Source organism: Streptomyces sp. NPDC056222, from assembly GCF_042264065.1.
GTDB lineage: Bacteria > Actinomycetota > Actinomycetes > Streptomycetales > Streptomycetaceae > Streptomyces.
On record NZ_JBHJTL010000152.1, the window covers coordinates 1 to 11,055 of the forward strand.

The 11,055-nt window shown below is 71.7% G+C and carries 14 protein-coding genes; 3 read left to right on the forward strand and 11 right to left on the reverse strand.

From position 1 onward, the window contains the following. Positions 1 to 43 precede the first annotated feature (43 nt). The 6 genes from der to ACFC0D_RS36785 all read right to left on the reverse strand — a co-directional run bounded on the left by der (position 44) and on the right by ACFC0D_RS36785 (position 4,882). Entirely contained in the window at positions 44 to 1,492 is a 1,449-nt protein-coding gene (gene der / locus ACFC0D_RS36760) for a ribosome biogenesis GTPase Der (protein ID WP_352191646.1), read from the reverse strand. A gap of 60 nt (positions 1,493 to 1,552) precedes the next feature. Continuing rightward, entirely contained in the window at positions 1,553 to 2,140 is a 588-nt protein-coding gene (locus tag ACFC0D_RS36765; RefSeq protein ID WP_376446023.1) for a lysophospholipid acyltransferase family protein, read from the reverse strand. A gap of 53 nt (positions 2,141 to 2,193) precedes the next feature. Then, complete coding sequence (gene cmk, locus ACFC0D_RS36770) at positions 2,194 to 2,880, reverse strand: (d)CMP kinase (protein ID WP_376445988.1); 687 nt, start codon at positions 2,878 to 2,880, stop codon at positions 2,194 to 2,196. Positions 2,881 to 3,102: 222 nt separating this feature from the next. Further along, positions 3,103 to 4,191: a prephenate dehydrogenase gene (locus ACFC0D_RS36775; protein WP_376445991.1), complete on the reverse strand. Its 1,089-nt coding sequence runs from the start codon at positions 4,189 to 4,191 to the stop codon at positions 3,103 to 3,105. Beyond that, positions 4,188 to 4,325, reverse strand: coding sequence for a hypothetical protein (locus ACFC0D_RS36780; protein WP_376445994.1), 138 nt, complete (start codon positions 4,323 to 4,325; stop codon positions 4,188 to 4,190). Before ACFC0D_RS36780 ends, ACFC0D_RS36775 begins: the two co-directional genes overlap by 4 nt. A 128-nt stretch (positions 4,326 to 4,453) precedes the next feature. After that, a complete protein-coding gene (locus ACFC0D_RS36785; RefSeq protein ID WP_376445997.1) occupies positions 4,454 to 4,882 on the reverse strand; it encodes a YidB family protein in 429 nt (142 codons plus the stop codon). Positions 4,883 to 4,989: 107 nt separating this feature from the next. Between ACFC0D_RS36785 and ACFC0D_RS36790 the strand changes: the two genes are divergently transcribed. The 3 genes from ACFC0D_RS36790 to ACFC0D_RS36800 are packed head-to-tail and all read left to right on the forward strand — an operon-like array spanning position 4,990 to position 6,551. Then, the gene (locus ACFC0D_RS36790; protein WP_376446000.1) at positions 4,990 to 5,325 is read left to right on the forward strand and encodes a DUF952 domain-containing protein; all 336 of its coding nucleotides are present in this window, start codon (positions 4,990 to 4,992) and stop codon (positions 5,323 to 5,325) included. Between the two features lie 46 nt (positions 5,326 to 5,371). Beyond that, the gene (locus ACFC0D_RS36795) at positions 5,372 to 5,851 is read left to right on the forward strand and encodes a Rieske (2Fe-2S) protein (protein ID WP_376446003.1); all 480 of its coding nucleotides are present in this window, start codon (positions 5,372 to 5,374) and stop codon (positions 5,849 to 5,851) included. Between the two features lie 10 nt (positions 5,852 to 5,861). Beyond that, the gene (locus tag ACFC0D_RS36800; RefSeq protein ID WP_376446006.1) at positions 5,862 to 6,551 is read left to right on the forward strand and encodes a DNA polymerase beta superfamily protein; all 690 of its coding nucleotides are present in this window, start codon (positions 5,862 to 5,864) and stop codon (positions 6,549 to 6,551) included. On the opposite strand, the gene ACFC0D_RS36805 is transcribed toward ACFC0D_RS36800, so the two are convergent. From ACFC0D_RS36805 to pnuC, 5 genes are read right to left on the reverse strand one after another with little or no spacing between them, the layout of a single operon-like run. Next, positions 6,531 to 7,298, reverse strand: coding sequence for a DNA polymerase beta superfamily protein (locus ACFC0D_RS36805; protein ID WP_376446009.1), 768 nt, complete (start codon positions 7,296 to 7,298; stop codon positions 6,531 to 6,533). The genes ACFC0D_RS36800 and ACFC0D_RS36805 overlap by 21 nt on opposite strands. Before the next feature lie 23 nt (positions 7,299 to 7,321). After that, a complete protein-coding gene (locus ACFC0D_RS36810; RefSeq protein WP_376446012.1) occupies positions 7,322 to 8,341 on the reverse strand; it encodes an ADP-ribosylglycohydrolase family protein in 1,020 nt (339 codons plus the stop codon). Continuing rightward, on the reverse strand, positions 8,338 to 9,087 hold the full coding sequence (locus ACFC0D_RS36815) for an NUDIX domain-containing protein (protein ID WP_376446015.1): 750 nt from the start codon (positions 9,085 to 9,087) through the stop codon (positions 8,338 to 8,340). The genes ACFC0D_RS36810 and ACFC0D_RS36815 overlap by 4 nt, the downstream gene beginning before the upstream one ends. Further along, positions 9,084 to 10,163: an AAA family ATPase gene (locus tag ACFC0D_RS36820; protein ID WP_376446018.1), complete on the reverse strand. Its 1,080-nt coding sequence runs from the start codon at positions 10,161 to 10,163 to the stop codon at positions 9,084 to 9,086. Before ACFC0D_RS36820 ends, ACFC0D_RS36815 begins: the two co-directional genes overlap by 4 nt. After that, complete coding sequence (gene pnuC / locus ACFC0D_RS36825; RefSeq protein ID WP_376446020.1) at positions 10,160 to 10,813, reverse strand: nicotinamide riboside transporter PnuC; 654 nt, start codon at positions 10,811 to 10,813, stop codon at positions 10,160 to 10,162. The genes ACFC0D_RS36820 and pnuC overlap by 4 nt, the downstream gene beginning before the upstream one ends. Positions 10,814 to 11,055: the final 242 nt, after the last annotated feature.

Here is an 11,055-nt window from a genome sequence, read left to right on the forward strand (position 1 = left end):
CCTCAACACATCGCCCCGGCCCTCCGCCGTACTCACGCCACGCCTACTTCTTGCGGCCGCGCTTCTCGCGGACGCGGACGGAGATGTGGATGGGGGTGCCCTCGAAGCCGAACTCCTCGCGCAGCCGTCGCTCGACGAAGCGGCGGTAGCCGGCCTCGAGGAAGCCGGAGGCGAAGAGCACGAACCGGGGCGGCTTGGTGCCCGCCTGCGTACCGAAGAGGATGCGGGGCTGCTTGCCGCCACGGATCGGGTGCGGGTGGGCGGCGACCAGCTCGCCGAGGAAGGCGTTCAGCCGGCCGGTGGGGACACGGGTCTCCCAGCCGGCGAGCGCGGTCTCGATGGCCGGGACGAGCTTGTCCATGTGACGGCCGGTCTTGGCGGAGACGTTGACCCGGGGCGCCCAGGAGACCTGCTGCATCTCGGTCTCGATCTCGCGCTCCAGGTAGTAGCGCCGCTCCTCGTCGAGCTCGTCCCACTTGTTGTACGCGATGACGAGCGCGCGGCCCGACTCGACCGCCATGGTGATGATGCGCTGGTCCTGGACCGAGATGTTGTCGGTGGTGTCGATCAGGACGACCGCGACCTCGGCCTTCTCGACCGCGGCGGCGGTCCGCAGGGAGGCGTAGTAGTCCGCGCCCTCCTGGAGGTGGACCTTCTTGCGGATACCGGCGGTGTCCACGAACTTCCAGGTCTTGCCACCGAGCTCGATCAGCTCGTCGACCGGGTCGCGGGTGGTGCCTGCCAGCTCGTTGACGACCACGCGGTCCTCGTTGGCGACCTTGTTCAGGAGCGAGGACTTGCCGACGTTCGGGCGGCCGATGAGGGCGATGCGGCGGGGGCCACCGATCGCGTTGCCGAAGGTCTGCGCGGGGGCCTCGGGCAGGGCCTCCAGGACGGCGTCGAGCATGTCGCCCGTACCGCGGCCGTGCAGCGAGGAGACCGGGTACGGCTCTCCGAGACCGAGCGACCACAGGGCGGTGGCATCGGCCTCGCCGGAGGGGCCGTCGACCTTGTTGGCGCAGAGCACGACGGGCTTGCCGGCCCGGCGCAGCAGCTTGACGACGGCCTCGTCGGTGTCGGTGGCGCCGACGGTGGCGTCCACGACGAAGACACAGGCGTCGGCCGCCTCGATGGCGTACTCGGCCTGGGCGGCGACGGAGGCGTCGATGCCGAGGACGTCCTGCTCCCAGCCGCCGGTGTCGACGACCTTGAAGCGGCGGCCGGCCCACTCGGCCTCGTAGGTGACGCGGTCGCGGGTGACGCCGGGCTTGTCCTCGACGACGGCCTCACGGCGGCCGATGATCCGGTTCACCAGGGTCGACTTGCCGACATTGGGGCGGCCGACGACGGCGAGGACGGGGAGCGGGCCGTGCCCTGCCTCCTCGATCGCGCCTTCGACCTCCTCGATGTCGAAGCCCTCTCCCGCGGCGAGCTCCATGAACTCCGCGTACTCGGCGTCGCCAAGTGCCCCGTGGTCGTGCTGGTCGTTCATGAAGTCCGTTCCTTGATCATTCGTGGTCGGTGGGTGCGAACCCACTACTCAGAGTCTCACTCAGCGCCCGGTGAGGCGCCTGGCGTTCTTCAGGTGGGCGGTCAGCCGCTCCTGAATGCGTACGGTGGCGTCGTCCAGCGCCTTGCGGGTGCGCCGGCCGCTGCCGTCGCCGGTCTCGAAGGCGTCACCGAAGACGACGTCGACACGGGCGCGCAGCGGAGGCAGTGCCTTGACCAACCGTCCGGGGCGGTCGGAGCTTCCCAGCACGGCGACCGGGACGATCGGCGCGCCGCTGCGGACGGCGAAGTAGGCGAGGCCGGCACGCAGGGAGGCGAAGTCGCCCTCGCCACGGGTGCCCTCGGGGAAGATCCCGAGGACGCCGCCGTGCTCCAGGACGGCCAGGGCGTTGCCTATGGCGTTCCGGTCCGTGCTGTGGCGGTCCACCTTGAGCTGCCCGATGCCCTCCAGGAAGGTCCCGAGGGGCCCCACGAACGCTTCCTTCTTGATCAGGAAGTGCACGGGACGGGGGGCGGTGCCCATGAGCATGGGGCCGTCGATGTTGTGCGCGTGGTTGACGGCGAGGATGACGGGGCCGGAGGCCGGCACCCGCCACGCGCCGAGGACGCGCGGCTTCCACAGGCCGTACATCAGCCCGATGCCGATGCCGCGCCCGACGGCGGCGCCCCGCTCGGAGGGCTGGGTCACTTCGCGGCCGTCCTCTTCTCCTCCACCAGGGTCACGACGCACTCGATGACCTGGTCCAGGGTGAGGTCCGTGGTGTCGACCTCGACGGCGTCGTCGGCCTTGGCGAGCGGGGAGGTCTTACGGCTGGAGTCCGCTGTGTCCCGCTTGATCAGGGCCTGCTGGGTGGCGGCCACGTCGACGCCCTTGAGCTCGCCGGAGCGGCGGGCCGCACGGGCCTCGGGGGACGCGGTGAGGAAGATCTTGAGGTCGGCGTCCGGCAGGACCGTGGTGCCGATGTCACGGCCTTCGACCACGATGCCGCCCTCGGCGTTCCTGGCGATGGACCGCTGGAGCTCGGTGATCAGGGCCCGCACCTCGGGGACGGCGCTGACGGCGCTGACCTTGGAGGTGACCTCTTCGGTACGGATGGGCCCGGCGGCGTCGGCCCCGTCGACGGTGATCGTCGGGCGGGCCGGGTCGGTGCCGGAGACGATGACGGGCTTGGCGGAGGCGTTCGCGACGGCATCGGCGTCGTTCACGTCGACGCCGTTGCTGATCATCCACCAGGTGATCGCCCGGTACTGCGCGCCGGTGTCCAGGTAGCTCAGCCCCAGCTTGGCGGCAACCGCCTTCGAGGTGCTCGACTTGCCCGTGCCGGAGGGCCCGTCGATGGCGACGATCACGGATTCCACGGTGGGGAACACCTTCCTGGGGTGAGCGGTGCAGGCCTCGCGGGATGCGGGGGGCCACCACAAGGTTACCGACTGGCGACCACCCGTTCGGCCCCCACCGTCGCGGGCAGCCGTTTCCGCGGGCCGGGGCCCCCTCCGGGACGGAGTCCGGGGTACCCTCGGCCCGCCCGGCCCGAGCGCCCGGACCCAGCGCCTGACCCGAACACCTGGCCCGAGCCACCGGCCCCTGCGCCGCTAGCTCGTCCTGAGCGCCCAGCCCCGTTCCTTCAGCGCCTCGCCGAGGACCGGCGCCGCCGAGGGGGTCACCATCAGCTGGACCAGACCCGCCTGCTGGCCGGTCGCATGCTCGATGCGGACGTCCTCGACGTTGACGCCCGCCCGGCCCGCGTCCGCGAAGATGCGGGCGAGCTCGCCGGGCTGGTCGCTGATGAGGACGGCGACGGTCTCGTACTGTGCCGGCGCCGCGCCGTGCTTGCCCGGGACCCGGGCGCGCCCCGCGTTGCCGCGGCGCAGGACGTCCTCGACGCCGCTCGTGCCCTCCCGGCGCTTGTCCTCGTCCGAGGACTCGAGGGAGCGGAGCGCCCGGACCGTCTCGTCCAGGTCGGCGGCGACGCCCGCGAGGACGTCCGCGACCGGCCCCGGGTTCGCCGACAGGATCTCGACCCACATGCGCGGGTCCGAGGCCGCGATCCGGGTGACGTCACGGATGCCCTGCCCACACAGCCGTACCGCCGTCTCGTCCGCCTCCTCGAGGCGCGCCGCGACCATCGACGACACGAGCTGTGGGGTGTGGGAGACGAGCGCGACCGCGCGGTCGTGGGCGTCCGCGTCCATGACGACCGGGACGGCGCGGCAGAGCGCGACCAGTTCCAGGGCCAGGTTGAGGACCTCGGTGTCGGTGTCACGGCCGGGCGTGAGGACCCACGGACGTCCCTCGAAGAGGTCCGCCGTCGCCGCCAGCGGGCCGGAGCGCTCCTTCCCGGACATCGGGTGCGTCCCGATGTACGCGGTGAGGTCGAGGCCCAGCTCCTCCAGCTCGCGCTTCGGGCCGCCCTTGACGCTCGCCACGTCCAGGTAGCCGCGCGCGAGACCGCCCCGGATCGCCTCGGCGAGCGTGGTCGCCACATGGGCCGGGGGTACGGCGATGATCGCGAGGTCGACGGGGCCCTCGGGCACGTCGTCCGTGCCGGCGCCGAGCGCCGCGGCCGTACGGGCGCGGGCCGGGTCGTGGTCGCGGAGGTGGACGGCGATGCCCCGCCCCGCGAGGGCGAGCGCCGCCGAGGTGCCGATCAGGCCGGTTCCGATGACGAGTGCGGTTCTCACCGGGCGCCGTCCTCGCGCGGGGCGTCCGCGGCCACGAGGGACTCCGCGTACGTCGGCCTCTCGACCTGCCCGTACGTGTGTCCGGCCTCGTCCCTTGTCGGCAGGCCGCCGCCTCGGACCGCTCGTACCGCCACCTGATGCTCCTTACCCGACCTGCGAAACCTTGCGAGTGTGTTCCGATCAGCCTAGTCAGCAGGGCGGACACACCGTCACCGGCGACCGCCCTCCGAGACGCGGGGGTCGCCGGCACGCCGGGCCGGTGTCAGAGGTTCTGCCGGCGGATGAGGTCCTCCAGCGACTCACCGCCCTGCGGCAGCGAACCGCTCGGAGTCAGCTTGTCCACGACCTGCGGCAGCGACCTGGCGATCTCGTCGGCGGCCTCCCGGGGGCTGACACCGGCGTCCTGCGCGACCTTCTGCAGGGTGTCGTCCGGCAGGGCCTGGGCGATCTCCGGACCGCTGACCGGCTGGTTCTGCCCGGTACCGACCCAGGACTGCGCCTGGTCGACGAGGCCCGAGCGCGTCAGCATGTCCATCAGACCGCCGAGAGGGTTGCCGCCGTCGGTGCCGCCCTTGCCGGCCGTCAGGGCGCCGAGCAGGGACCCGAGGATGTCGCCGCCGCCGGTGCTCTGCCCGGTGCCGCTTCCTCCGAGGAGGCCGCCGAGGAGACCGCCGAGATCGTTACCCGCCATCGCTCTGCCTTTCGTCCGGTACGGAACACGGCCAATGTCACGCAAACCAGACAGTGCCGCCACTCGGGGTGTTCGGCGTGCGCGGCGGCCGCGATACAACTGTCGGCATGCTGCTGCACGTCGTACCGCTGGACGAATGGTCCGCCGATCCCGAACTCCCCTACGCGCCGCCGTCGCTGGCCTCGGAAGGGTTCGTCCACTGCTCGCCGGACGAGACGGCCGCGCTGATCGTCGCCGACGCGCACTACCGGGGTGTGCACGGCCCGCTGCTCGTCCTCGTCCTGGACGAGTCCCGGCTGAGCGCGGAGATCCGCTGGGAGGGGTCGGAGGACGTGCTGTTCCCGCATGTGTACGGGCCGATCGAGCGGGCGGCCGTCACGGCCGTCCTGGAGGTGCGCCGGGACGCGGACGGCCGTGCGAGGGAGCTGACGCCCTGGGTCTAGGCGTGTTTGCGAGCCACCGGAGGGGTGCGCCACCAAGCTGTACGCCATGAATCCACAAGCCACGCCCCGCCGTACCGTGCTGCTGGCCGGTGCGGGTTCCGCCGCAGCCCTGGCCACCGGCTGCGGCTCGGACGGAGACGGCGACGCGACCGCCTCGCCGACGCCCCCGGACACCACGGCACCCACGGCGTCGGAGCCCGAGACATCGCCCACGACCGAGCCGACCTCCGAGGCCGCCGGGGAGGAGCTCACCGAGACCGCCGACATCCCGGTCGGCGGGGGCACGATCTTCAAGGACGAGAAGGTCGTCGTCACCCAGCCCACGGCCGGGGACTTCAAGGCGTTCTCGGCGATCTGCACCCATCAGGGCTGCATCGTCGCCAAGGTCGAGAACGGCACGATCGACTGCGCCTGCCACGGCTCCAAGTTCCGTATCACGGACGGCTCGGTGGTCAACGGCCCGGCCACGCGCCCGCTCCCGGCCGAGGAGATCACCGTGTCCGGGGACTCGATCAGCCTCGCGTAACCTGTCGCGCATGACTCCGACGGACCTGGTGCGCGACCACACGATCTACTCCTGCGTCATGGGGTCGCGCGCTTTCGGTCTGGACACCGAGGGGAGCGACACCGACCGCCGAGGCGTCTTCCTCGCCCCCACTCCGCTCTTCTGGCGCTTCGACAAGCCGCCGGCGCATGTCGAGGGGCCGGGTGAGGAGCAGTTCAGCTGGGAGCTGGAGCGCTTCTGCGAGCTGGCCCTGCGCGCCAACCCCAACGTGCTGGAGTGCCTGCACTCCCCCGTGGTCGAGCACATCGACGACACGGGCCGCGAACTCGTCGCGCTGCGTGAGGCGTTCCTCTCCCGGCAGGCGCACCAGACCTTCGTGCGGTACGCGGGCGGTCAGCGCAAGAAGCTCGACGCGGACGTCCGCCAGTACGGGGAGCCGCGCTGGAAGCACGCCATGCATCTGCTGCGGCTGCTGATGAGCTGCCGCGATCTGCTGCGGACCGGCGAGCTGACGATCCACGTCGGCGACGAGCGCGAACGCCTCCTCGCGGTGAAGCGCGGCGAGGTCCCCTGGCCCGAGGTCGAGTCCTGGATGACCCTCCTCACGGAGGAGGCCGACAAGGCCTCCACCACGAGCCCTCTCCCGGCGGCCCCGGACCACGCGCGCGTCCAGGACTTCCTGATCCGCGCCCGTCGCGTCTCAGCGCTGAGCGTGCTCTAGCCGGGTCCGTACGACGAAGTCGTGCAGCGCGTCGTGGGCACCCGGGGCGTCCCCGAGCCCCGAGGCGCCCTGCGCCGCGTCCAGGACTCCGTGCAGCGCCTCCACGTCCGCGCGGACACGCCCCGGATCCACCTCGGCCGGCCCGTGCTCGGCCGCCGCCTTCGCCGCGATCAGCTCCGACACGTACGCGGGAGCCTCCGGCACCTCCCCCACCAGCGTGGGCAGATGCGCCTGGATCTCGCCCGCACGCATCAGATGGATGCCGGTGAGCAGTGCCCGGAAGGTGTAGAGCAGCGGCTTCAGCTCCTCCGTCTTCCCGAAGAGGCGCCACTGTGTCGCGGCGAACCCACGGTAGTGGTGCGCGTGGTGGGTGGTGAGAACGTCCGGCACCAGGGAGACCAGCTCGGCGTGGGCATCCGAGGTGTGGGCCACCAGCGGGGAGAGCAGTTGCTCCAGTACGTAACCGTTGCGCCGCAGCATGAGCCGGACGAACTTCCGCAGGTCGTGCGTGACGAGGTCCATCTCCACGCCGTCCCGGTCCCACATCCGGGACCGGGTCTCCTCCGGTTCGCGCAGCCCGATCAACCCCTCCACCGACAGCAGATGGACACCCCTCAGGTCCACGTCCGAGTCCCGGGACGGGAATCCGTACAGATGCGCGCCGGAGACGGTGGCGAAGACCAGCGGATCGGGCTGTTCCGCCACGACGGCGGAGAGGTCGGCTTCGGGTACGAGAGCTACGGTCATGGCCCAAGCTTCCCAGGGCGCTGTCAGGCGTCCCAGAGGGCGCCCAGCGCCACCAGCTCGCTGTGGTGCTCGATCCGCTCCTCCCACTCCTTCGGCCATGCGCCGGCGCCCAGGTGGGCGCCCGCGAACGCGCCCGCGAGGCAGGCGATCGAGTCCGAGTCGCCGCGGGTGCAGGCGGCGCGGCGGAGGGCCGTGAGCGGGTCCTCGGGGAAGAGCAGGAAGCAGAGGAGGCCGGTGGCCAGGGCCTCTTCGGCGATCCAGCCGTCGCCCGTGTACGTGCAGGGGTCGAGCTCCGGGTCCGCCGTGCGCTGGACGGCGTCCAGCTTCTCCAGGACCGCCAGGCACTCGTCCCAGCCGCGCTCGATGAAGTGCCGGGCCGAGGGGTCCTGGGAGCGGGTCCAGAGGTCGCCGAGCCAGGCCTCGCGGTAGACGGAGCGGTTCTCGTAGGCGTACGAGCGCAGGTGGCCCACCAGCCCTGTCGGCTCGATGCCCTGGGCGAGCAGATGCACGGCGCGGGCCGTCAGGTCGGAGGCGGCCAGCGCGGTCGGGTGGCCGTGGGTGAGCGCGGACTGCAGCTGGGCGGCGCCGGACCGCTGCTCGTCGCTCAGGCCGGGTACGAGGCCGATGGGCGCGACCCGCATGTTCGCGCCGCAGCCCTTGGAGTGGATCTGGCTGGCGTCCTGCCAGGCACGGTCGCTGTCGAGGAGCGCACAGGCGCGCAGACACGTGTTCCCCGGCGCCCGGTTGTTCTCCGGGGAGTGGTACCAGTCGACGAACTCCTCGCGGACCGGCCGGGCGAGGCGCTGCGGGGCGAGCACGCCCCGGTCCATCGCCGTGCGGATGCCGCGGGCGAAGGCGAGGGTCATCTGCGTGTCGTCGGTGACGTACGCCATGCCCTGCTTCTCGCCGGGCAGTTCCATCTCCCGCCACGGCCCGAACTTCGCCAGGATCGCCGGCACGTCGTTGAACTCGGTCGGGAAGCCGAGCGCGTCGCCGAGCGCCAGCCCGATCAGGGAGCCGGTGGCGGCCTGCTTGGTGGTCATGGGGTGGATCGTCCTTCCGGTCGCAGCAGTGGCGGGTGCAGGGCCGTGGCCTCGCCCGCCCGGTAGAGAGCGGCCGGTTTCCCCCGTCCGCCGGTGAGGCGCGGCGGCCCTTCGACGGCCTGGACGAAGCCGGGCGTGGAGAGGACCTTGCGCCTGAAGTTGGGGCGGTCGAGGTCGACGCCCCAGACCGCCTCGTACACCTGTCGCAGCTCGCCGAGGGTGAAATCGGGCGGGCAGAAGGCGGTGGCGAGACAGGTGTACTCGAGTTTGGCGCCGACCCGTTCGTGTGCGTCGGCGAGGATCCGGTCGTGGTCGAAGGCGAGCGGCCCGTAGGTCGCCTGTGTCCCGTACGGCATCCACTGCGCCCGCGCCGCGTCGCCGCCGCCGCGCGGCTCGGGGGCGTTCGGGACGAGCGCGGCGAAGGCGACAGAGACGACCCGCATCCTGGGGTCGCGGTCCGGTTCGCTGTACGTCCGCAGTTGCTCGAGGTGGAGTCCGGAGACGGTGTCCACGGACAGGCCGGTCTCCTCGGCCAGTTCGCGGCGGGCCGCGACCTCGGCGGACTCCCGGGGCAGTACGAATCCGCCGGGCAGCGCCCATGCCCCGGCGTACGGCTCCTGGCCCCGCTCGACGAGCAGGACGTGCAGGCGGTCCTCGCGCAGGGTGAAGACGGCGAGGTCGACGGTGACGGCGAAGGGCTCGAAGGCGTGGCGGTCGTAGCCCCCGGGTGCCTGGTGAGGGTTCATCGGCGCTCCGGCAGGGGGTCGGCGAGGTCCCAGCCCTCGGCGAGCAGCGCGTCCACGGCGGCGACGGCCGCCGCGAGCCGCTCCTCGTGCGGTCCGCTCAGGACGGCGGTCCGGCGGCCCGTGTGGGCGAGTTGGGTGAGGAAGCGGGCGGTCATCCAGGGCCGCAGGTGCTCCCCGTCGCGCAGTCCGTCGTCCTCGAAGTCGACGCCCCGGTGGTCGGTGAGCAGCCAGAGGTGCTGCCGGCCGTGGGCGGCGATCTCACCGACGGCGGGGCTGGTGGTGCCCATGTACCGCTCGTGCCAGATGGTGGTGGCGAAGGCGTCGGTGTCGCAGAAGAGCACGGGCGATCCGGCGCGCGCGGCCTCCTCCTCCAGTTCGGCCTGGCGCAGCGCGATCAGCGGGAAGTCCTCGGTGTGGAAGGTGACGTCTTCCCAGCCCGCCTCGGGGCGCGCGTCGCGCAGTTCGGCGAGCTTGAGTTCGCTGAACTCGCGCCCGTACTCCGGTACGTAGCGGGTTCGGGCCCAGACGCCGCCGCGGTTCCGGTAGTGCTCGGCCAGGGCGCGGGCCATGGTGGTGGTGCCGGTGGACTCGGCGCCGAGGACGACGACGCGCCGGGTGAGCGCGGCCCGTACCGGAGCTTCCAGGTGGTCCCAGCATCCGACGGGGTCCTTGCGGACGGCGGTACCGGAGACGGGGAAGAGCGTGCGGTCCGGGTCGACGCAGACGGCTTCGGCTCCGAAGCGGCGGCCGAGCTCCTCGCCGTACGGCTCCGAGGTGAAGACGGCGTCGACCTGTTCGGGTACCGCGGCCCGGAAGACGGCCATGTGGGCGGCCCACACATCGGGGTCGTGGAGGTCGACGGGGATGTCGTCGACGGCGCCGACGACCAGGGAGTCGGGGTGGATCTCCCGCATCCAGGCGACCCGTTCGGCGAGCGGTACGGATTCGACGGAGGAGGCGCAGACGAGCACGGTGAGGCGCTCGCAGCGGTCGCGGGCGGTGCGGACGAGATGGTGGTGTCCGGCGTGCGGCGGATAGAACTTGCCGAGGACCAGGCCGTGTCCGTAGCGCTTCATGCCGCCACCTCCACGGCAGGGGCGCGCCGCTGCGTGAGGTCACGACTCCAGCCGCGCAGGCCGAGGACGCAGAGGGTCATGAAGCCGACGTACAGCAGGGAGGTCAGGTAGAGCTCCTTGTACGCGTACAGGGGCACGTACACGATGTCGGCGGCGATCCAGAGCCACCAGGACTCCAGGCGCTTCCGGCACTGGCCGTAGGTCGCCATCAGGGAGAGCGCGGTCGTCAGGGCGTCCCAGAAGGGGACGGTCGAGTCGGTGGCGCGGTCGAGCAGCAGGGTGAGCGCCACGGTCCCCACCACCCCCGTCGTGAGCAGCCATGTCCACTCGGTGCGCGAGGTGCGGCGCACCGGGAGGGTGTCGGAGCCTGGTCCACCCCCGTGGGTCCAGGTCCACCAGCCGTACACGGCGAGGGTGATGAAGACGATCTGGAGGCCGGCGTCGGCGTACAGGCCCGCCTGCGAGAAGAGCAGGATGAAGAGGAGGTTGTTGGCGATGCCGATGGGCCAGTTGGCGATGTGCTGGCGGGCGACGAGCCAGACGCAGAGCGCACCGCTGCCGAAGCCGAGCACTTCGGTCCAGCTGACCGGGGTGTCCAGGACGGTGAAGAGCGGTTGCCGCAGGGGTTCGAGCAGGTTCGCGAGGCTCACGCCCGCCTCCTTAAGAGTCATGATGACTATAAAGTGCGGCGGACCTCGACCACAAGTACGAACGCGCGTGATCGAACGCTCGGGTACGAACGCGTACGTACACCGCCCACGCGAAGAAGCCCGGGTCCCCCCGCGGGCGGGGACGGGCGTGTTAGTGGTGCGGCGGGGGGGGGCGAACAGGCGACATGCATCAAAATCAAGCCGTCCAAGGTGGTGGGGGGGGCTGTTTTAAACAAAAACGA

Bases quoted from the DNA above. Each gene is read 5' to 3' on its own strand.
- ACFC0D_RS36800 (WP_376446006.1), top strand. From the start codon at position 5,862: ATGACTCCGACGGACCTGGTGCGCGACCACACGATCTACTCCTGCGTC.
- ACFC0D_RS36765 (WP_376446023.1), bottom strand. From the start codon at position 2,140: ATGTACGGCCTGTGGAAGCCGCGCGTCCTCGGCGCGTGGCGGGTGCCG.
- der (WP_352191646.1), bottom strand. From the start codon at position 1,492: ATGAACGACCAGCACGACCACGGGGCACTTGGCGACGCCGAGTACGCG.
- ACFC0D_RS36795 (WP_376446003.1), top strand. From the start codon at position 5,372: ATGAATCCACAAGCCACGCCCCGCCGTACCGTGCTGCTGGCCGGTGCG.
- ACFC0D_RS36790 (WP_376446000.1), top strand. From the start codon at position 4,990: ATGCTGCTGCACGTCGTACCGCTGGACGAATGGTCCGCCGATCCCGAA.
- ACFC0D_RS36810 (WP_376446012.1), bottom strand. From the start codon at position 8,341: ATGACCACCAAGCAGGCCGCCACCGGCTCCCTGATCGGGCTGGCGCTC.
- ACFC0D_RS36815 (WP_376446015.1), bottom strand. From the start codon at position 9,087: ATGAACCCTCACCAGGCACCCGGGGGCTACGACCGCCACGCCTTCGAG.
- ACFC0D_RS36805 (WP_376446009.1), bottom strand. From the start codon at position 7,298: ATGACCGTAGCTCTCGTACCCGAAGCCGACCTCTCCGCCGTCGTGGCG.
- ACFC0D_RS36785 (WP_376445997.1), bottom strand. From the start codon at position 4,882: ATGGCGGGTAACGATCTCGGCGGTCTCCTCGGCGGCCTCCTCGGAGGA.
- ACFC0D_RS36820 (WP_376446018.1), bottom strand. From the start codon at position 10,163: ATGAAGCGCTACGGACACGGCCTGGTCCTCGGCAAGTTCTATCCGCCG.